Annotated in this window: 18 protein-coding genes; 17 read left to right on the top strand and 1 reads right to left on the bottom strand. The window is 41.6% G+C overall.

Features of this window, described 5'->3' with window-relative positions; translation table 11 throughout:
• The first annotated feature begins 72 nt into the window (after window positions 1-72).
• The 13 genes from V3C63_RS07130 to V3C63_RS07190 all read left to right on the top strand — a co-directional run bounded on the left by V3C63_RS07130 (window position 73) and on the right by V3C63_RS07190 (window position 15,045).
• Window positions 73-1,104 (top strand): hypothetical protein, encoded by a 1,032-nt coding sequence (locus tag V3C63_RS07130; RefSeq protein WP_329887107.1) that lies wholly within the window; start codon window positions 73-75, stop codon window positions 1,102-1,104.
• Window positions 1,101-1,952 carry a glycosyltransferase family 2 protein gene (locus V3C63_RS07135; protein ID WP_329887108.1) on the top strand — a complete coding sequence of 284 codons (852 nt, stop codon included), beginning with the start codon at window positions 1,101-1,103 and terminating at the stop codon, window positions 1,950-1,952. The genes V3C63_RS07130 and V3C63_RS07135 overlap by 4 nt, the downstream gene beginning before the upstream one ends.
• 136 nt (window positions 1,953-2,088) lie before the next feature.
• On the top strand, window positions 2,089-3,501 hold the full coding sequence (locus V3C63_RS07140; protein WP_329887109.1) for a sugar transferase: 1,413 nt from the start codon (window positions 2,089-2,091) through the stop codon (window positions 3,499-3,501).
• Window positions 3,502-4,341, top strand: coding sequence for a DUF4422 domain-containing protein (locus tag V3C63_RS07145; protein WP_329887110.1), 840 nt, complete (start codon window positions 3,502-3,504; stop codon window positions 4,339-4,341). It begins immediately after the preceding gene.
• Window positions 4,342-5,421: a glycosyltransferase family 2 protein gene (locus tag V3C63_RS07150; RefSeq protein WP_329887111.1), complete on the top strand. Its 1,080-nt coding sequence runs from the start codon at window positions 4,342-4,344 to the stop codon at window positions 5,419-5,421. It abuts the gene before it with no gap.
• Window positions 5,418-6,536 carry a glycosyltransferase family 1 protein gene (locus tag V3C63_RS07155; RefSeq protein WP_329887112.1) on the top strand — a complete coding sequence of 373 codons (1,119 nt, stop codon included), beginning with the start codon at window positions 5,418-5,420 and terminating at the stop codon, window positions 6,534-6,536. Before V3C63_RS07150 ends, V3C63_RS07155 begins: the two co-directional genes overlap by 4 nt.
• Entirely contained in the window at window positions 6,526-7,539 is a 1,014-nt protein-coding gene (locus V3C63_RS07160; RefSeq protein WP_329887113.1) for a stealth family protein, read from the top strand. Before V3C63_RS07155 ends, V3C63_RS07160 begins: the two co-directional genes overlap by 11 nt.
• Window positions 7,540-7,551: 12 nt before the next feature.
• On the top strand, window positions 7,552-8,628 hold the full coding sequence (locus V3C63_RS07165) for a glycosyltransferase (protein ID WP_329887114.1): 1,077 nt from the start codon (window positions 7,552-7,554) through the stop codon (window positions 8,626-8,628).
• Window positions 8,629-8,648: 20 nt separating this feature from the next.
• Window positions 8,649-9,869 (top strand): hypothetical protein, encoded by a 1,221-nt coding sequence (locus tag V3C63_RS07170; protein WP_329887115.1) that lies wholly within the window; start codon window positions 8,649-8,651, stop codon window positions 9,867-9,869.
• Window positions 9,862-11,325, top strand: coding sequence for a flippase (locus V3C63_RS07175; protein WP_329887116.1), 1,464 nt, complete (start codon window positions 9,862-9,864; stop codon window positions 11,323-11,325). Before V3C63_RS07170 ends, V3C63_RS07175 begins: the two co-directional genes overlap by 8 nt.
• Entirely contained in the window at window positions 11,318-12,898 is a 1,581-nt protein-coding gene (locus V3C63_RS07180) for a DUF6020 family protein (protein WP_329887117.1), read from the top strand. Before V3C63_RS07175 ends, V3C63_RS07180 begins: the two co-directional genes overlap by 8 nt.
• Before the next feature lie 52 nt (window positions 12,899-12,950).
• Complete coding sequence (locus tag V3C63_RS07185) at window positions 12,951-13,883, top strand: glycosyltransferase family 2 protein (RefSeq protein ID WP_329887118.1); 933 nt, start codon at window positions 12,951-12,953, stop codon at window positions 13,881-13,883.
• Between the two features lie 106 nt (window positions 13,884-13,989).
• Window positions 13,990-15,045 (top strand): EpsG family protein, encoded by a 1,056-nt coding sequence (locus V3C63_RS07190; RefSeq protein WP_329887119.1) that lies wholly within the window; start codon window positions 13,990-13,992, stop codon window positions 15,043-15,045.
• Window positions 15,046-15,091: 46 nt separating this feature from the next.
• On the opposite strand, the gene V3C63_RS07195 is transcribed toward V3C63_RS07190, so the two are convergent.
• Window positions 15,092-15,511 carry a GtrA family protein gene (locus tag V3C63_RS07195; RefSeq protein WP_329887120.1) on the bottom strand — a complete coding sequence of 140 codons (420 nt, stop codon included), beginning with the start codon at window positions 15,509-15,511 and terminating at the stop codon, window positions 15,092-15,094.
• A 144-nt stretch (window positions 15,512-15,655) separates the two neighbouring features.
• On the opposite strand from V3C63_RS07195, the gene V3C63_RS07200 reads away from it, so the two are divergent.
• From V3C63_RS07200 to V3C63_RS07215, 4 genes are all read left to right on the top strand, one after another.
• Complete coding sequence (locus tag V3C63_RS07200) at window positions 15,656-16,375, top strand: YveK family protein (protein ID WP_329887121.1); 720 nt, start codon at window positions 15,656-15,658, stop codon at window positions 16,373-16,375.
• A 50-nt stretch (window positions 16,376-16,425) separates the two neighbouring features.
• Window positions 16,426-17,097: a CpsD/CapB family tyrosine-protein kinase gene (locus V3C63_RS07205; RefSeq protein WP_329887122.1), complete on the top strand. Its 672-nt coding sequence runs from the start codon at window positions 16,426-16,428 to the stop codon at window positions 17,095-17,097.
• A gap of 218 nt (window positions 17,098-17,315) precedes the next feature.
• Window positions 17,316-19,799 carry an RICIN domain-containing protein gene (locus V3C63_RS07210; protein ID WP_329887123.1) on the top strand — a complete coding sequence of 828 codons (2,484 nt, stop codon included), beginning with the start codon at window positions 17,316-17,318 and terminating at the stop codon, window positions 19,797-19,799.
• Between the two features lie 184 nt (window positions 19,800-19,983).
• Window positions 19,984-20,373, top strand: a complete 390-nt coding sequence (locus V3C63_RS07215) for a hypothetical protein (protein ID WP_329887124.1) — start codon at window positions 19,984-19,986, stop codon at window positions 20,371-20,373.
• Window positions 20,374-20,653: the final 280 nt, after the last annotated feature.

Consider the following 20,653-nt stretch of genomic DNA (forward strand, 5'->3'; position numbering starts at 1 on the left):
TTGGCGTCGCTAGAAAATAAGGTGTTCTTTGCATGCCTGTTCTTATTGGGATTCCGGGAAATGATTCTCTGCATGCGACACCAAAACGGTTGGTGTGATTTTGTGTTGCTTTTGGTCTTTGGCACGATGGCACGCATCGCCGGCTATTTTGGACGTCCCTTCGGGATGATTTTTGTATTTGTTTTTTGTGCGCGGAAAATTGATTTTAAGCGGGTTGCGAAGACGGCCGTGGTGGTGAGTACCGCGGTATTGCTGGGAACGATTCTCGCGCAGCACATGGGCTGGATCCACACGGTGCAGACCGTTCGGGATGGGCAGATCAGGCAATATCTGGGCTTTTTATACGTTTTGACGCCATCCGTGATTTTTTTCAATATCGCAGCGCTTCATGTTTATTTGCGTCAAGCAAACATCAGCTGGGGAGAATTGCTCGCGCTGGCGGCGATAAACGCCTGGCTTTATATGAAAACCAACGCGCGTCTGTCCATGATTTTGATCGTTGTTTTGCTTTGCTATGCGATGGTGATCAAATGCCGGCCGGCAGTTCAGAAAAAAATAATTAAGAACCGTTCGGGTGTCCTTTGGCCATTTTCTTTTGTTCTGGGAGCCGTCATGACAGCGGTGGTCACCCGCTTTTATGACATCGGGCAGGCCGATTGGCAGCGTCTGAATCTGGCCATCGGCAATCGCCTGTGGTATGGGCAGGCTACATTTAAAAGCTATGGCGTCAAACCTTTTGGCCAAACCATCGCCTGGGTGGGCAATGGATTGCAGGCGTCCGGCAAACCGGTTGCCGGCATTTACAATTACGTGGATAATTTTTATTTGCACTATCTGCTCAATTTTGGATTTGTTTTTTCAGTCTTATTGATTGCAGCGGTGACGATAGCCCTGTGGGTGATGCTCTGCAAGGGAGAAGGCTGTTTGCTGATGATCTTTGCGCTGCTGGCTTGCCACGGTTTGATCGACGATATGATTCTTTATCCGTATTTCAATACGTTTTTATTGATCCTCTCGCCTTATTTGCTGCTGGGACTGCGCGCGTTTAGAATCCGCATGAAGCGGCAAAGGCGGGCGCGTTCAGCAGGGGAGGCATCCGAATGAAAATAGGCGCCGGCATTGTGACGTATGGGCCGGATCTGGATCGTTTTCGGGAAAATCTGAATGCGGTCATGGCGCAGGTGGATTTTGTCGTTTGCGTGGATAACGGGTCCAAGAACATCGCAGCGTTAAAAAATTTTTTGGATACATCGACGGAGACACGAAAGGTTGTGCTTATTGAAAATCGCGAGAATCTGGGCATCGCGAAGGCGCTCAATCAAATCATGGCAGCGGGGCAGCATGCCGGCGCTGCCTGGATGCTGACGTTGGATCAGGATTCGGTGGCGGCCGCGGATTTGATCGCGGCTTACCGGCCGTATATGGACGATGATCGGATCGGGATGATGACCTGCGTCATCCGGGATCGCAATGCCGGAGTCATGGTGCCTTTTGAGTCGGGAGATGCGCCTTATGAAACAGAAACACGCATTATCACTTCCGGCTGCTTGACCAATGTGGCTGCCTGGTGGCATTGCAGCGGTTTTGATGAGAAGCTTTTTATCGATTATGTGGATATTGATCTTTGTCAGACGATGATAGAGCATGGCTATCGAACCATTCGCGTTAATCACGTGGGGCTGCTTCACGAATTGGGACAAAGCCGGAAGGTGCGCTTTCTTGGACGCGAGTGGCATATTTTCAATCATTCTGCCTTTCGTAAATACCATATCGTGCGCAACAATCTTTATTTTATTCGCAAGCATGCCCGCAACGGCCTGGTGAATAAGCGAAAAGAATACAAAGGATTATTGCTGTATGCCATCTTGGTTTGCCTTTATGAGCCCGATAGGCGCGCCAATATCAAGGCGATGCTCCGCGGTGTCCGCGATGCGCGGAAGATGCCGCTGTGAGCTGGATTAACGGCGCCTTTTGCTTAAAAAGATCCGAAATTAACACCGCCGTTTTAGGCACGGATTTCGTCCTGTGTTATAATGATAAAAATGTGTTGCCGGATCGTACGGCGGCATTCAATAGAACGGAGTTCTCATGTATCGAAAAAATACGAAAGGCTGGCTCAAGCACCTGGATTTTCTGATCTGGGACTGGCTTTTGCTGGAACTGGCTTTCTTCATTGTCTATGCCTATCGCATCGGGGTGTTTTTCCCGTTTTCACCGCTATACCAGCGGATGGCCATTGCCATTGTGCCTGCCCATCTGATCACGGTATTTTTTGGCAATAGTTATCGCGACATGATTCGCCGGGATCGTTACGCTGAGTTTAAAAAAGTGTGTGTGCATAGCTTTGTCGTGATTGCACTGCTGATTTTTTGGATGTTCCTCAGCCAGAATTCCTATTATTATTCACGGCTGCTCGTCGTTTCGATGTTGCCTGTTTCAGTGGTGCTGATCTATATAGAGCGCCTGTTCTGGAAGCGTGTGATTCGCAAACGCCTGCGCGAGTCGAAAAAGGAACGGCAAATTCTTGTGATTACCACGAAAGAAGGTTCAGAAGCGATTCTTCAGGCTCTGCAGCAGGATTTTTATCGGACCTATGGCGTCTCGGGAGTTATTTTATATGACGGCACCGACGCGATAGGCCAGAGCATTTTAGATGTGCCAGTGGTTTCGGAGATGGCCGGTGTGTTTGATTATATTCGCGCCCATGTGGTTGACGAAATTCTTTTGGATCTGGAGGGCTACGAAGCCGTCACGGAACAATTGCTGAACCAATTGGTTGATGCAGGGCTTACGGTGCATGTGACCCTGCCGCAGTTCAGCCAGTCCATTCGCAACAAACAAATCCATTCGGTTGGCAACGTGACGATGGTCACTTCCAGTATGAATTTGGTGCCTCAGTGGAAGCTGGCGGTTAAGCGGATCATTGACATCGTCGGCTCGTTAGTCGGCTTGTTTTTCACCGGCATTGCCTGTGTTATTTTTGCACCGATCATCAAGCACCAGTCCCCGGGACCGCTTTTCTTTGCCCAAAAGCGTGTGGGGCGAAACGGCCGGACGTTTAAAATTTATAAATTCCGAACCATGTATCCGGATGCGGAGGAACGCAAGAAAGAACTCATGGCGCAAAATAAAATGCAGGGGCTGATGTTTAAGATGGACAACGATCCGCGGATTTTTCCCATCGGACATTTTCTGCGCAAGGCCAGCATCGATGAGCTGCCGCAGTTTTTGAATGTGCTCAAGGGCGATATGTCGCTGGTGGGAACCCGGCCGCCGACTGTGGACGAATATCAGCAATACGATATGCATCATCTGAAGCGTTTGGCAGCCAAGCCGGGATTAACCGGGATGTGGCAGGCTTCCGGGCGCTCGGATATCACGGATTTTGAAGAGGTCGTGCGTTTGGATGCCTACTATATTGAAAATTGGAAGCTGAGTTTGGATTTCAAATTGATTCTCAAGACGATTCGTGTTGTGTTCAGTGCAAAAGGAGCAGAATAAATGACGGAAGACAAGGCCATTGCACAGCGCATTCAGATTATTGTGGCGGCGCATAAAGCTTACCCGATGCCGGAAGATCCCATGTATCTGCCGGTTCATGTCGGGGCGGAGGGGAAAACCGATGCCGGCGGCAACCCGCTGGATCTGGGATACACCAAGGATAATTTTGGCGATAATATTTCAGAAAAAAATCCGGCCTATTGTGAGTTGACCGGGCTTTATTGGGCGTGGAAACACCTGGACTGTGATTTTATCGGCCTGGTGCATTATCGCCGGCATTTTACGGATGGAAGCAAAAAAAAGAATCCTTTTGAGTCGGTGTTGACCTATGATCAGCTCGCCCCGATGCTAAAAAAATATTCGGTGTTTGTGCCGAAAAAGCGCCATTATTATATCGAGACCCTCTATTCGCATTATGCACACACCCATTATGCGGAGCAGTTGGATGCCACGCGCGAGATTATTGCCGAATATTATCCGGATTATTTAGGAGCATATGATCGGGTAGCGGCACAGCGCCATGGTTATATGTTTAATATGATGATTATGCGCCGGGATTTAACAGATGCCTATTGCACTTGGCTTTTTGCTATTTTGGCCGAGCTGGGAAATCGGATTGACGATTCAAAACTCGATGCCTTCCAGGGGCGATTTTATGGACGCGTCTCTGAGATTCTGCTCAATGTGTGGCTGGCTGGCCAGTTGGAAATTGGCGTGCTGCAGTCCTCGGATGTGAAAGAATTACCTTATGCCAATATGGAGAAAACGAATTGGTGGAAAAAGGGAACGTCGTTTTTAAGGGCGAAGTTTTTTCACAGGCGTTATGAAGGGAGTTTTTGAGTGGCATCAGATCATTTGGAGTTAAAGACACACGAAGCGCTAGACTCCCAAATCTCTTTTATCATTCCAGTTTATAATGGCGAAAAAACGCTTCGAGGAACTGTTGAAAGTATTTTGAAAGCGAAAAAGAACCAAGACGATATCGAAGTGATCATCGTTGAAAATGGCTCGCAGGACGGGACAAATGTGATCATTGAGGAATTGCAACAGCAATTTGATGAGAACGTTCTAAAAGTGTTTCATTCGGAAAAAGGTGTCTCCAATGCGCGAAATAAAGGGATTCTTGAAGCGAGGGGTATTTGGATTTCATTTGTAGATGCGGATGATGCTTTAGTCGAAAATGCGATAGATATTCTTTTAAGGGACGCGCAGAATGAAGAAGCACAGCTTTATACCTATGGTCACCGGGCTGGAGATGATGAACGGCCGGTCGCGGTAAAACGCAAGGTTTACAATTTCGATGCGGTTGAAGCTGCTAAAGCAAAAATGATCTCCGACCCGACCAAATACATGCAGGCATGGGGGAAGTTATTCAAAAGAAAAATCATTTTAAAAAACAATCTTTTGTTTAACCCCGAACTTTCCTTTGCGGAGGATAGCGATTTTACACTTCAGTATTTGATGCACACGAATCGGATTTGCCTTTGTCCAGAGATCATATACCAATATTCTTTAAATCAAAATTCAGTAATGCGGACCTTTACAGGGGAGAAGACTCAAAAATATCTGGATTCATTGGCGACTACAAAAAAAACAGTTGCGGGAGCTCCAAAGTCGATGACAGATGCTTTTAATCACTATATTCTCATGCACCTGAATATCATTATGGTCTGGGAAGTGTTTTCAAGGGATAATCCAGTTGCTTACGGCGATAAGCTCGAACAGATGAGACGAATTACCCGGGCGCCGATCTTTCATCAGGCCATTCAAGGGGTTAAACTCTGGGAATGTCGTTCTGCAAAAATGATGCCTATTTTGCTCTTGAAGTTGAAACAATACCGATTAGCGGCACAGGTTTATCGTTTGCGGGCAAGGCAAAATGCGAAAAAAGAAGAAACGAATTGGAGGCTCCCCGATTGAAAAAAGTTCTCGTTTTCGGAATGACAGAAAATCCAGGTGGTGTGGAAAGCGTCATTATGAATTATTATCGTAATATTGATCATCAAAAAATTCATTTTGATTTTTTGTGTAATTCACATAATCCCATCGCGTTTGAAGATGAATTAAAACAAAGTGGGTCAAAATGCTTCCATTTTGTGGCACGCAGTAAAAAACCGTTGCAGTATTGCCATGCGTTAAACACATTTTTCAGACAGTACGCGCCGGAATATGATGCTATTTGGGTAAATGTTTGCAGTTTGGCTAATATCGATTATCTTAAGCTTGCGAGAAAATATGGGATTTCACGTCGGATTATCCATAGTCATAATTCTGAAAATATGGATTCGGCATTGCGGGGCCAGTTGCACAAATTCAATAAAAAAAGAATTTCGAAATATGCTACGGATTTTTGGGCGTGTTCGGAAGATGCGGCTAAATGGTTTTTCGAAGGAGAAACTCTTAAAAATACCGTCATTGTCAATAATGCCATTGATATTACCAAAATGCGATTTGATGCAAATAAAAGAAAATCATTTCGAAAGCAATTAGCGGTTGAAGACAAATTAATTATTGGAAATATCGGCAGGCTGCATTTTCAGAAAAATCAGGATTTTATTATCGATATATTTTCAGCATTGATCAAAAAAGAACCTAACGCTGTTTTATTTTTGATTGGTCAGGGGGAAGACGAATCTAAATTAAAAACGAAGGTAAAGAACCTGCATCTTGAAAAATCGGTTTATTTGCTTGGTGTTCAACAAGATATTCAAGGATGGCTCAGCGCAATGGATTTATTCTTATTTCCTTCGCGATTCGAAGGATTAAGCGTTGTCGCTATGGAAGCGCAGGCCAACGGCGTTCCGGTATTGGCATCAAAAAATGTTATCCCTGCCGAAGTGAAGATTAATGAGAACTTTCAATTTTATGGTTTAGAACATTCGGCGGCAGAATGGGCAGATCAAATTGTTTGGATGAGCCATCATTTGGCACGATTGAATTCAGAAAAGATTTTAAAATCGTTTATGCGAAAAAACTTTGAGATAAAACAAGAAGCGAAAAAATTACAGGATTGGTTTTTAAAGAATGAATATTGATTTTATTGTTCCATGGGTGGATGGTTCTGATGAAAATTGGTTATTAAAAAAAAGAAAATATGAGGAAAGCAACGATGAGACCATTGATAATTCAGCAGATCGATACAGAAATTGGGATTTACTTAAATTTTGGTTTCGAGGAGTTGAAAGATTTGCGCCATGGGTACACAAAATTTTCTTTGTGTCGGATCATCAAATTCCAACTTGGCTTAATGTTGACCATCCCAAATTAAAAATAGTTTTACATGAGGAGTTTATTCCGAATAAGTATTTACCGGTTTTCAGTTCACACCCCATTGAATTAAATTTTCATAGAATTTCAGATTTATCGGAATATTTTGTTTATTTTAATGATGATATGTTTCTTACTTCGGAAGTTTATCCGGAAGATTTTTTTATAAAAAAATTGCCATGTGGATTAGCGGTAGAATCTCCTGTTACACCAGAAAAAAATGATATATTTAATCACATTTTGTTAAATGATATTACTATGATTAATGAAAAATATCGGCGAAAAGAAGTCTTGAAGAAACAAAAAAGGCTGTTCTATTCTAAAAAAGATTTTAAGGGATGGGCGATGAATAAATGTTTATCTTTTTTAAAAAGAGATGCTTTTTTTGGCTTTGAATACTCTCATTTATCTTCGAGCTTTCTCAAATCTTCGTTTGTTGAATTATGGAATGAGGGATATGATTGGTTAGATAGCACTTGCAGCCATCATTTTAGAAATATAGAAGATGTTAACCAATATGTATTTTTATATCATCAATTTGTAAATGGAAATTTTATTCCTAAAAGCTGGCGGAAATTTGGGAAGGCCTACCACATAGACGATAGTTTGGATGGTAATGTGAAAGAATTATGCGATGCCATTAGAAAGCAAAAGTTTAAAGAAGTTTGTGTGAATGAGCGTCAGGTAAATCATTTTAAAGAAACACAATCAAAGGTATATCAGGCCTTTTCCGAATTATTGCCTCAAAAGTCATCATTTGAAAATAAGTAATGGAGATGAACGGTGAAGTACTACATACGCGAATTTCGTTTTTTGGGTGAAAACAGAAGAACCGCTGGCGGGAAAGCACGAGAAGACATAGAATTAATTTTATCTAAGCGAAATTTTCATCCTGTTGATATTCAGATGAAGGAAGATAAGTTTCATGAGAGTTCTCCTCAGATTTTTAAAAAAATAAGTGGTCATCAGAAAAGACGAAAAATTTGGCATCAACAATTATTAAGATTGAAAAGAGGAGATCTTTTATTAATTCAAATACCCATTTTTTTTCATTCAATTTTTATTTCTTCCGAGTTAAAACAATTGGTACGACGAGGCGTAAAAATCGTGTTGCTTGTTCATGATTTAGAATTATTTCGGGTATCAAAGAGAGCTCCTTTTTTGAGAAGGCAGCGTTTAAATTTTGAAGAAAAATCGCTTTTAAATATAGTAGATAAAATAATTGTACATAATTATAAAATGAGGAAAGAGCTATCGGCTTTTGGTGTAGAATTTAAGAAAGCTGTCTCTTTAGAAATTTTTGATTATCTCATTCCAGAGTATGAAAAAAGAATTGATACAATGGCTTTTGAAAAATCAAAGCCTGTGATATTGGCCGGAAATTTGTCAACAAAAAAGGCCAAGTATCTTTCTCTATTGCCATCTGTACCGGAGTTTAATTTATATGGTATAAATTATCAAGATCAAGGAAAAAAGAATATTCATTATTATGGTTCATTCCTTCCCGATCAGTTGCCGTTTGCATTGAGAGGAAGTTTTGGATTGGTGTGGGACGGCCATAGTGCGGACACATGTTCTGGAGTTTATGGAGAGTATTTAAAGATTAACAATCCTCATAAAACATCACTTTATTTGGCTTCCGGGATACCGGTAATTATATGGAAAAATGCAGCATTAGCAGATTTTATCCAAAAAAATCATTGTGGCATTACCATCGGAAGTCTTTCGGAAATTAGCAAGAGAATTGAAGAAATGACTGAAAGTGAATATCAAGAGATAAAGGCAAATGCGGAAAATATTGGAAAAAAATTAAGAGAAGGATTTTATACTCGCAAGGCACTTTCTCAATGTATATCATGAAAATTTCAAAAGAGATTTAGATGCTAAACACTTATCGATTTAACAAATCAGAAATTTTATTTTTTTCGGCATGGATTCTGTTCCTGCTTTCGCTTTTAATCGGTGCAACAACATTGCAAAAAATAAAGTATTTGGTCGTGCTTGCCAAAGGATTGCGATACCTTGCTTACTTAATTTGTTGCATGGAGATATGTAGGACAAAGATTCAAAAGAATAAGACTTTTATTTTGGTATTTATTTTTTTGATTTTTATGATCAGCTGCATTTCATCCACGAATAAAACGTTGTTGTTATATTTATTGGTATTATTTGCATCCATCAATATTGACAAGCGCAAAATAATGCGTTTAACAACTCGTATGCAAGGATTTTTTTTAGCGATTGTTGTTCTTTTAAGTCAAATTGGCATTATAGAAGACCACCTTTTTGGCAAGAATAGTAATCGCATTCGCCATGGCTTGGGCTTTTCCTGGACAACGACGGGACCTATTTTATATTTTTATTTTATGCTGGGATATATTTATCTCAGAAAAGAAAAATTCAGTGTTGTTGAAGCGATTCTTCTCGAAGTCATCAATATTCTATTCTACAAGCTGACAGATACGCGAATGGCGTTTGTGCTATCAACACTTTTTTTAATCTTTTTTTCCGTTCAAAATTTAAACCGCAGACGCTGGAAAAAACTGTCAAAGCTGAAAGGGTTCTATCTATTGATACCGACGGCTTTATGCCTTTTAGCGTTTGTTTCAGCCATTTATTTCAATCAGAATCAGCATATTTTTGCGGCGATGAACAAACTGCTATCCAATCGGTTAATGTTGGGACATCAGGCCATTAAAACATATGGCTTTACATTGTTTGGGCAGCCAATCAAATGGATGGGATACAGCATCAAACATCCGATGCTGGCAGATTCGAAATATAACTACGTCGACTCATCCTATTTGCAGTTAGCTCTCAATTATGGGATGTTGTTGATTGCGGCGGTGGTCGCCATGTATACCTATGGTATTTACAAGGCGATTCGCCAGCAGGATTATTATCTCGTTTTTATTTATTTGTTTGTTTTGGTTTTTGCGTTGACAGAACCGAGACTGATGAATTTTGCCTTCAATCCCTTCCCAATAATGATTTTTTCTGGGAAACCTCTAAAAAAATGGAAACGCGTTCTGAACTTTCGACAAGAAGAAAGCGGACAACAAGGTAATCAACCGTTGTTAGATGGAGAAATGAATGCCTAAACAAAAATCAATCAAGAAAAATTTTCTGATGAATGCGATTTTGATGATGTCGCAATTCATTTTTCCGCTGATTACCTTTCCCTATGTCTCACGGATTCTCTTGCCGGCGGGAACCGGGAAAGTGGCTTTTGCCACATCGTTAATCACGTATTTCACGATGTTTGCCCAGCTCGGGATTCCGACCTATGGGATCCGCAAATGTGCGCAGGTGCGCGACGATAAAATGGCGTTAACGCGCGTGGTGCACGAGCTTTTCTTTATCAATTTGCTGATGAGCATTATTTCTTATGGCATTTTGTTTGGCGCTCTTGCCGTTGTGCCGCGTCTGCAGGGGGATCACACCCTTTACCTGATTGTCTCCCTTAATATTATTTTCCAGTGCATCGGTATCGAGTGGATGTATAAAGGGCTGGAGCAGTACACTTATATTACCGTGCGTTCTATTATTTTCAAAGTGATCGCGCTCGTTGGGATGTTTGCCTTTATTCATGTCAAAAGTGATTATGTGATTTATGGCGGCATCTCTATTTTTGCGGCATCGGCCTCGCAGCTGCTCAATTTTATCAATGCGCGCCGGTATATTTATTTTAGGCCTGTGGGCGGCTATCGGCTTAAGAGACATTTGAAAGCGGTGTTCGTTTTCTTTGCGATGGCGGTGGCCACGACGATCTATACCAATTTGGACACGGTCATGCTGAAGTTTATGAAGACTGATACCGATGTGGGCTATTACAACGCGGCAGTTAGAATCAAAACGATTTTGGTCAGTGTTGTCACTTCCCTTGGGACGGTGCTTTTGCCCCGGGCGTCCTATTATGTGAAAAACGGTGAAATGGGCGAGTTCGAACACATTGCGGCCAAGGCGCTTAATTTTGTGTTTATCATTGCGACACCATTGATGCTGTATTTTATCTTCTTTGCGCAGCAGGGGATCTTTTTGCTTTCTGGGAATGCTTATGGCGGCGCAATCGAGCCGATGCAATTGATTATGCCGACGCTGCTGTTTATCGGGGTGACCAATATTTTGGGTTTGCAGATGCTCGTGCCCTTGGGGAAAGAAAAAGCGGTACTTTATTCGGAAATTGCCGGCGCCGTTACGGATTTGATCATCAACTGGCTGCTGATCCCGAAAATGGCTTCTTCTGGAGCAGCCATCGGCACAGTCGCGGCGGAGCTCGTAGTGCTGATTGTGCAATTTTGGGCGTTGCGGAAAGAAGTGGCACCGCTGTTTAAGCAGATCCAGTATTATAAAATCGCAATCGCCTTGGCATTGAGTTCGGCAGCAAGCCTTTGGGTGCCGCGATTGGGGTTCGGCAATTTTGTGACGCTAATCATCTCTGCCGTGCTGTTTATGGGGGTATACGGGGTTGCGATGTTTATTATGAAAGAGCCGATAGCGCAGGAAGTGGTGCAGATGGGTGTGAGGAAGATAATGAAGAAAGCCAAAAATGGATAAGAAAAAAATATCAATCAATAAAGGAACACCAAGAAGTGTTAAAAAAACATATGTGATTTGGAGTTTTACTTTTTTAATTATTAATTTTTTTGCTATATTTATCAAAAACAGTCAAATAAAGACAATGGATATCTTGAGCACTTTGGTAAAAGCGAGCATCGTCATCTGGATTATCAATATTCTTTATGAAAAATCTTTTTATGTTAAAGATAGGTTTGTCGATCGAAGGAAAATTTTTACCATTTTTTGTCTGATTTTATTTGTCTGTTACTCTATTTGCTTTTTAACTTATTTCCCTGGTGTTGGGATGAATGACGGGTTAAATATTTTTCGTAGTGGGATGAAATTGTCAGGGCAATTTCCGGTATTTTATTGCGGGTTTTTAACCTTATTGGCAAAAATTGGCACTCACTTAGGATCGCTGCAATATAGCGTGATTTTTTACTCGTTTATTCAGCTTTGCTTATGTGTGTTTATGACATCTGGCATTTTACTTTGGATTTGGCTCCAACCGATTAGTAGAAAATATAAGTATTTTACTGTTATTTTCTTTGCGTTTTTTCCATTATTTGGGTTATATGCGATTTCAATGGTCAAAGATACCCTGTTTTCGATTGGATTGGTTTTGTTTTCAATCTTATTATATGAAATATTACGCAAAAACAGAAATTTTAAGTCTGATAAAATTGTAATTTTTCTTTTCTGTCTCAGTGCGATCACAGTTGTTTTGATGCGGACAAATGGTATATATATTGTTCTTTTTTCACTTATGATTGCTTTTCTTGTATCTAAAAAGAAAAATGTTATTTTAGGATGTATTGCCGTTGTACTCTTGGCAATGGGCTTTAATGCGCTTGCTTTAAGAAGGTTCAATGACCGCTCTTATGCACAGGAGGCATTGGCGATTCCCATTCAGCAAGTAGCTGCAACTGTTGCTGAATGTGGAAAGTTAGGGAATGAGAAAAAATTGATAGCGCAGATTATGCCACTTGAAGAAATTAAAAAGAGTTATAATCCTTACACAGCTGATCCGATTAAATGGAACAGTAACTTTGATAGAGAATTTCTCGATAATCATAAAAGAGAATTTTTATTATGTTGGCTGAAATTATTCCCAATCAATTTTAAAGTCTATGTTAGCGCCTATTGCAGGCAAACCTATTATTTTTGGGCACCAATACAGGACCATAAGATACAATGTTTTTATACGATAGAAACTATTTATGATAATTATTGGTTAAAAGATTTTTTAAAGCAGAGTGGCATCCATGACCACTCATTGATGCCAAAATTTATTCGTGCCCCACTGCAATCTTATTATCGATTGGCTTTAATTTTCTTTAATGAAGGCGTTTGCTTTTGGATGGGATTAACTATTTTTATAGCCGATTATCAAAAAAATAAAGAAAAAGGATGTATATTTCTATACTTACCTGCATTTGGGTTATGGCTGACGCTAATGCTTTCCACCCCGGTTGCGAGTTCTTTTAGATATGTATTGGTGTATGCATATATTCTGCCAGTATTTTTTAGCCGATTGTTTACAGGTGACATAAAACAAGAGAATAAATGATATAAAATCTGCGGATAATGTGATGGTATTAGTTAAAGTAGGAGAAAATAAAATGGATAAAATAGCAGTTTTAATTCCATGTTACAATGAAGAAAAAACCATTGAAAGGGTCGTGGAGGATGCTGGGAACGCACTTCCTGATGCCGTAATTTATGTCTATGATAACAATTCATCGGATCAGACGGCGGCTTTGGCAAAACGTGCCGGTGCGGTGGTGCGTTATGAATATCAGCAAGGCAAGGGGAATGTCATTCGGCGGATGTTTCGTGAAATTGACGCCCGATGTTATGTCATGGTCGACGGGGATGATACCTATCCAATGGAATCGGCCGTTCCAATGGTGGAAAAGGTATTAAACCATCAGGCGGATATGGTGGTGGGCGATCGCCTTTCATCCACATATTTTACAGAGAATAAACGCCCTTTTCATAATTTTGGCAATTCGATTGTTCGCAGCAGCATTAATCGGTTGTTCGGATGTGATATCCAGGATATTATGACGGGGATGCGCGCTTTTAGCTATAATTTTGTTAAATCCTTTCCGGTTTTGTCTGAAGGATTTGAAATCGAAACAGAAATGACCATTCACGCGGTGAATAATCATCTGCAAATTGAAAATAAAATTATTGAATACCGTGATCGGTCGGAGGGCTCTGAGTCGAAGCTCAGCACCTATTCGGACGGATTTAAAGTTTTAGGGACCATCGTCAAGCTTTACAAAAATTATAAGCCGATGGGCTTTTTTGGCATTTTTTCAGCAATTTTAGCTGCCTTGGCAGCGATTCTCTTTTTTCCAGTATTAGGAGAATATTTGAAATCGGGGGTGGTGCTCCGTTTTCCGACGTTAATTGTTTCGGGCTTTGCCATGATTGCAGCATTGCAGTCGTTGTTTGCCGGTTTGATTTTATCCAATGAGGCGAAAAATGATCGCCGCCAGTTTGAAATGACCTTAAATCGATTGGAAAAAGAAAAAAATAATATTTAAGAGAAAGCGTATGATTTATCTCCTTTGTTTTGCCCTCTCTTTTGGCAGTTGCTGCCTCGCCTTAAGGCCGTTTGCTCAAAAACATAAAGCGGGCGCTTTATTATGGTTGGCGTTAGCCGTGATGTTCCCGGCTGTTTTAGCTGCTCTTCGAGATTTCACCATCGGTACTGACATTCGTTATTACGGCAACCCGCAATTTTTTTGGTGCCTGCAAAATCACGATCTGAAGTTTTTAATTTTCTCCCAGATCAAAACAGTGGAGCCGCTTTATGTGCTGCTTAATTTTGGCCTCACGCGGCTGACGGCGAATCCCCATTGGCTTTACTTTGCGATTAGCCTGCTGATCAATGGATTATTCATGGTGGGGCTTTATGCCTATCGCGATCAAATTTCACTGCCGATGGGTTGGCTGTGCTTTTTGTGTTTGTTTTATGGGGACAGTCTGAACCTTATGCGCCAATATATTGCTATGGGTTTTCTATTCTGGGGCTTTCATTTTTTCCTTGCAAAAAAATATGGGCCTTATGGGTTAACCTTTGCCGTAGCAGTGCTCTTTCATTATACGGCGGTGATTGGGCTGGCCCTGCCGCTGCTCTATCTGCTTTTTAAGCGTTGGGATAAACTCTGGGTCAAGGCACTCGTCATTGGCGTCGTGGTCACGGTGATGATTTTTTATAAATCGCTGCTGGCCCGTGCCCTGGCCTGGGGAATGCTGCCGCCGAAATACCATCTTTATCTCAGCGATGTCTTTAAAATGGCGACGATCAAATCCAATATCATGATCTGCATCTTTTGGTTGCCGGGCATTATTTTATCGCTGCGTAAGCGCGGTGCATTTTTGACTTTTGATGATGAGCGAGGCCCTTCAGAGGGAAGCTTTTATATTTTTCTGCTGATTTTGGAGGTGGTGACCTTCCAGCTGCGGCTCATCGTGTTTTTCCTCTACCGCATCAGCTTGTATTTCGGGATGTATAAAATGGTGGCTTATGCACGGCTGATTCGCATCAGCGAGGGCAGGGCAAAGACGATCTGGACAGGGCTGTTGATTTTATTGCTGCTGGCGGCCTGGGGATTCCGAACGGTGTATCTCAAGGAGAATCAAATTTATCCATACACGTCGCAGCTAATACAAAAGTTTATTGTGAGTCTTCAACATCGGTAACATTAAAAAGGCGCTTGGACTTTTCCAAACGCTTTTTTGTATGCCTTTAAAAATTTTTTTTATTAAAAACGAAAAATTTACTGAAAATATAATTGGCGACGGTAACGACAACCTGGGAAATGAGTTTGGCGATTTTGTCGTTCATGCCGCTGAGGGTCACGGCGAGAAACATCACACCCATGTCCATTAGTAAGGTGCCGGCGCGGGAAAGAAAAAAAGCGCATGCCTCCCGCATCATGTTGGGGTTTCGGCTGGCAAAAACATATTTGCGGTTGGTGAAGTAGGCGAAGGTCACGGCAGCGATCCAGGAAATCACATTGGCGGTCTGGAGCTGCAGGCTGTTGCCGGGATCGAGAAAGGTGGCAACGCATAGATAATACATGCCGAGACTAACAACGGTCGTCAGAACACCGACGACCAAATAGTTGATGATTTCGCGATATTTTTGGTAGAGTTTTTGAATCATTGAAGACTTCCTTTTTCCATTGATAGTGATATTGATGCTGTAACTCTATCACATTGTGGCCGGCTTCACAAGTAAGAGCGCGTCTTGCGAAAGCATCCGAATTCCGTTATAATTGAATCAAATATTTTGGTTAAAGGAGACAAAATGGAAGATTATAATCTGGTGCAGGACGAAGGTTCTGTCAGTATTGATGTTCGGGATGTGTGGGCCGTGTTTAAACATAATATTCCTGCGATTGTTTTGATTACGCTTGTTTGTGCCTTGCTTGGTTTTGGCGGCGCTCGTTTGATGCGCACGACCTCTTATGAAGCGAAAACGACAATGATTGTCAATTCTCCCAATGGGATTGATCAGCCGGGAACGCTGGCCGCAGTTCAGGCGCAAAGCATCAAAGCTGTATTGCAGAATAAAAGTATGATGCAGCCGGCGTATAGTGGATTAACCAAATCAGCTCAGAAGAGTGCATTATCCGTTAAAATTAAAGCGGACGAAGAGGATACAACGAGTGCCTACACCCATGTGCTGAAACTGACATTATCCGGCGATAACCGTGCATCAATCAAAAAGGGGGCGCAGGCGCTGAGTCAAACGGCAAAAAAAGTCTTGCCGGAAAATTTAAATACCGTTGAATCCGTTAAAATTACGAAAGCCGATATTGCGGAAAAGCATTCGCCGTCAACAAAGAAAATGATGGTGTTGGCAGCTGGTTTGGGTTTTGTATTATCTGTTTTTTATGTGCTTTTTCGGATTTTGCGAGACACCACATATCACTCGAAGAGGCTGTTAGAAGAAGATACCGAACTGCCGGTTTTGGGCACGATTCCATCGTTGGACAGTGCCAGACGGTTTGACATCAAGCATTAGAAATAAAGGAAAAAATGATGAGCCTTTTTAAATTTGGAAATAATAAACACATGATGCTTTTAAGTGAACTTGGAATGGATCATGTGCAGCCAGCTGTTTATGCAGAAGCATACCAATCGCTGGCGGCGAATGTAATGCATCGTGCAGAAATGCAAAATATTAAAAGCATCCTGATCACATCAGCCATTGCAAGAGAAGGAAAAACGGCAACTGCCATTAATCTGGCTTTGGTTATGAGCCGAGCCGGGAAAAAAGTGCTGCTAATAGATGGCAATACCCACTCGCCGAAAGTTGGCGCTTGCTTGGCGCTGCGGGATAATCAGCCGGGCCTTTCCAACTGGCTGGCCGCCGGCGGTTATGACTGGGATCAATATATTGCGGAGAAGGGCGCGCTTTGGATCATGCCCTTTGGAACCGAAGCACAAATGCGTATTGAAACGGTCAAAATGCAGGCAATGTTATCCGCACTCTCAAAGGAATATGATTATATTTTGGTTGATGGTCCCTCGGTCGGTGCTTATGCGGCCGCCTCAACCCTGGCGGAGGCGGTGGATGCAGTCTTGTGGGTTGTTAAACAATACGGTGCTAATCGGGAAGAAGTGATTGCTGCGAAACAGCGGCTGGATATTTTGGGATCAAAGGTGATTGGAACGGTCCTGACACAATTTGATATCATGGAAAACAAAAATATCAGAGAACAATATCATCGCGCATTCGGTTAAAATAATTGCGAAAATTAATATTGCCACATAAATAAATCAAACAATATATCGCAAAGCATTAAATGAAGACCTGAAATCAAATAATCAATCAAAACCTTAAAATCCCTTTACTGAAAGGGATTTTTTCGTTATAATTAAAGGCAATTTGAAAGAGAAATTTAAAATTAAGCAAAAACAGTAACGCAATATTTTTTATTACTTTAAGAAGGGATGAGAGCATGGCACTCAGAAAAAGAATTGGATTATTGGCTGTTATAACAATAACGATATCTTTATTATCGGGGATAATGTTAATCCAGAGCGTGCAGGCGTCTAACGTACCGAGTTCTTCAATGTTTACAGCACAGATACTGATAGGGGATCAAGCTGTGTCTAAAAATGAGAACAATGTGGTCGTTCTGGAAAAAAATGAATACAGTACAGATCAATACTGGGAGTTTATTCCTGTATACAATGGCTATTATAAGATCATCAATAAATCGAATGGCCAGGCTTTGGATGTTTCGGGTGCTTTGGATAAAAATGGAAGTAATGTTCAACTTTATAATGACAATGGAACAAAAGCACAGCAATGGCAGTTGCTTTTAAATACAGATGGTTCCTATAATTTAAAGCCGGCGTGTTCCAATGCTCGAGTTATGGACGTGGCCGGCGGACAAATTAATAAAAGTGGGACAAATGTTCAGATTTATCAGGATAATAATACAAAAGCTCAAAATTTTAAGGTTGTTGTAAGTCATTCTGTTCAAAGCAGCGATTTAGGAAATTTTACAGCGAGATTAACCTCTAATAATCGTGCGCTTTCAATTGATGGAAGCAATGCGGTTGTTCAACCGCGTAAAATTGGTAAAGATCAAGTATGGCGTTTTGTTTACAGCCGTGGCTCTGGAACTTACACCATTACCAATGTTTCGAACGGAAAATGTTTGGATGTTTTGGGCGGCGCAGATAGAAACGGAGCGAACATTCAAACATATGCGGCTAATAATACAAATGCACAACGCTGGTACTTGCTTAAGCACGGTGATGGCAGTTATTATCTGCGTCCGGCTATTTCCGGATCGCGCGCAATGGACATTAATGGTAATGGTTCAAAGGCGGGAACAAATGTCCAACTTTATACCATGAATAAATCGATGGCTCAAAAGTTTTCGATTGAAAGATGTGCATCTGATGACGGTCAAATGGAATCGGTCAATTTAGGAAATAATTTTACGGCAAAATTGACAAATATTAATAGCGGTAAAGTTGTAGCAGAAAGCGCTGCGTCTACGGTTACTCAACAAACCTACGCCGGGGGTATCAGTCAACAGCTCTGGCGCTTTGTCTACAAAGATGGTTCATATACGATTACGAATGTGGCATCTGGAAAAGTTTTGGATGTTAAAGGGGCAGCAGATAAAAACGGAACAATTATTCAAACTTACGCTTCAAATAATACAAATGCACAAAAATGGATTATAGAAAAAAATGGTTCTGTTTATAATTTAAAGCCGGTTTCTTCATTAACGCGTGTGCTCGATATTTCGGGGGCGACGAAAAATGAAGGAGCAAAAGCTCAGCTTTATACTTCAAATGGTTCTGCTGCACAAGGTTTTTTGATCGAGAAAACAAGCGCGGCTAACGCGGTTAAGGCAGAAAATCTGGGCGATGGATTCGCAGCTCGCATTACCAATTCAAATAGCGGTAAATCAGTGACGATTAACGGGACGACAGTTGATCAGCAGAATAGGATGACCTCGAAAAATCAAGGTTGGACTTTCAAGCGGAACGCAGATAATTCGTATACGGTTGTCAGTTTGGCTGATGTATCAAAGGCATTAGATGTCAAGGGTGCGGCGGATAAGGATTCAACAGATATTCAAATTTATACTTCTAATGGGACGAAAGCTCAGAGGTGGATCGTTGTTAAATCAGGGAATCTCTATTTATTAAAGCCGGAATTGTCGATGACCCGTGTGATGGACATTCATGGCGCCAGCAAGAACAATCATGCCAATGTGCAGCTTTATACCTCTAATAATACGGGGGCTCAAAAATTTACGATTAATAAAGCGGATAAAAATAGTTTTGGATTATCAACAGTTTCCATCAGAGATAAAGGCGTTGACGTGTCGGAATGGCAGGGATACATCAGCCAGGCAAATTGGAAAAAAGCCAAAAATAGCGGTATCAAATACGCGATGCTGAGAATTGCCTGGGGTCATAAGGGCAATGGCGCCGCAGACAAGCAGTTTAACAATAATTATCAAAATACAAAGGCAAATGGGATTCCGGTAGGAGTGTATGTTTACAGCTATGCGGATACTGAGGCAGAGGCACGCGAAGAAGCCGATTACGCTGTCAGCCTTCTGGCGGGGAAAAAGCTACAGCTTCCGGTTTGCATTGATGTTGAAGATAAGCGCATTGAATATTTAAGCAAGACACAGCAGGCGAAAAACATTGTAGCTTTCTGCGAGCGGGTCAAGTCGAGAGGTTATACGCCGATGCTTTATGCGAATCAGAACTGGCTGAAGAATAAGATTGAATACAACCGGATTAAAAATTACCGTATCTGGTATGCACAGTATCCTTATCACTGGTCGGAAAGCAGCAAGCCATCCTATGGGAACCATATTGATATCTGGCAGTATTCGTCGAGTGGCAGAGTCAGCGGCCTTAACGGTAATATTGATATGAATAAGGCTTATGCGGCGTTTTAAAAGTGCTTGCCGAAAGTTAAAAAGAGCTATCTTTATAAAAGATGGCTCTTTTTGTATGAAGATAATCACGGGCAAATCATGCATGGGATGAATTACCAATGTAAGGATCAAAGTGATATTTTCTTTTCGCTGTGAAATCGCTTTGATCTGTGGTAGAATAAATCCACAATTTAGGGAGGAAAAAATGAAGGATAAGAAGCAGTGGATCATACAAATTCTATTGGTTGGAAGCAACGCGATTCTTTTTGCACTCTTCTGGTACCGCTTTTATAATTATCAGGTGTTCACCTATTATTCCCGACCGGGATACGTACTAGTCAATATCATATTCTGGGCGGCCTTCTTAAATCTGGCCTTTTTTCATGGCGCTTTTAGAATCCAGCAGTACAATCGCGGCCGGTTGATCTTTGCTAATATCCTGACGCTGGGGACGGCGGATATTATGATTTACATCGGCGGCTGTCTGTTTAAGGGTGGTTATATGGATGTTAAGCCGGGGTTTGTGATGGCGCTGCTTCAGGGAATTTGTGCCTTAGCGGTCGTGCTCTGGGCGACGCGTCAGAGTGCGGAATAAAATTGAAGAGAATAAGAGCCTGCGGGGTCGTTTTAGTACCATAAAAGTGTAGCAGATAGAGATTAATCTCTACTTGCTGCACTTATTTCATATAATGAGGGAAGTAGTTGGTTTGGCGAGGCTCTTTTCTGGGTCATTGCATCCGACATAAAAACCGTCAACCAATCCCTTGTTATATGAACTCGTTTAAGCAGGTTGGGACAACAACAGAAGCTTCCGTGTAACGAACTAAAAAGAGTTGTAATAAGTGCGGTTGGACAGCTACAAACATACACTCAGG

It is taken from the genome of Pseudoramibacter faecis, from assembly GCF_036289405.1.
GTDB lineage: Bacteria > Bacillota > Clostridia > Eubacteriales > Eubacteriaceae > Pseudoramibacter > Pseudoramibacter faecis.

Excerpts from the sequence above, each read along its gene's own strand:
- V3C63_RS07135 (WP_329887108.1), top strand. The coding sequence starts at position 1,101 with ATGAAAATAGGCGCCGGCATTGTGACGTATGGGCCGGATCTGGATCGT.
- V3C63_RS07180 (WP_329887117.1), top strand. The coding sequence starts at position 11,318 with ATGGATAAGAAAAAAATATCAATCAATAAAGGAACACCAAGAAGTGTT.
- V3C63_RS07200 (WP_329887121.1), top strand. The coding sequence starts at position 15,656 with ATGGAAGATTATAATCTGGTGCAGGACGAAGGTTCTGTCAGTATTGAT.
- V3C63_RS07185 (WP_329887118.1), top strand. The coding sequence starts at position 12,951 with ATGGATAAAATAGCAGTTTTAATTCCATGTTACAATGAAGAAAAAACC.
- V3C63_RS07130 (WP_329887107.1), top strand. The coding sequence starts at position 73 with ATGCGACACCAAAACGGTTGGTGTGATTTTGTGTTGCTTTTGGTCTTT.
- V3C63_RS07195 (WP_329887120.1), bottom strand. The coding sequence starts at position 15,511 with ATGATTCAAAAACTCTACCAAAAATATCGCGAAATCATCAACTATTTG.
- V3C63_RS07140 (WP_329887109.1), top strand. The coding sequence starts at position 2,089 with ATGTATCGAAAAAATACGAAAGGCTGGCTCAAGCACCTGGATTTTCTG.
- V3C63_RS07170 (WP_329887115.1), top strand. The coding sequence starts at position 8,649 with ATGCTAAACACTTATCGATTTAACAAATCAGAAATTTTATTTTTTTCG.
- V3C63_RS07175 (WP_329887116.1), top strand. The coding sequence starts at position 9,862 with ATGCCTAAACAAAAATCAATCAAGAAAAATTTTCTGATGAATGCGATT.
- V3C63_RS07160 (WP_329887113.1), top strand. The coding sequence starts at position 6,526 with ATGAATATTGATTTTATTGTTCCATGGGTGGATGGTTCTGATGAAAAT.
- V3C63_RS07205 (WP_329887122.1), top strand. The coding sequence starts at position 16,426 with ATGATGCTTTTAAGTGAACTTGGAATGGATCATGTGCAGCCAGCTGTT.
- V3C63_RS07145 (WP_329887110.1), top strand. The coding sequence starts at position 3,502 with ATGACGGAAGACAAGGCCATTGCACAGCGCATTCAGATTATTGTGGCG.
- V3C63_RS07215 (WP_329887124.1), top strand. The coding sequence starts at position 19,984 with ATGAAGGATAAGAAGCAGTGGATCATACAAATTCTATTGGTTGGAAGC.
- V3C63_RS07210 (WP_329887123.1), top strand. The coding sequence starts at position 17,316 with ATGGCACTCAGAAAAAGAATTGGATTATTGGCTGTTATAACAATAACG.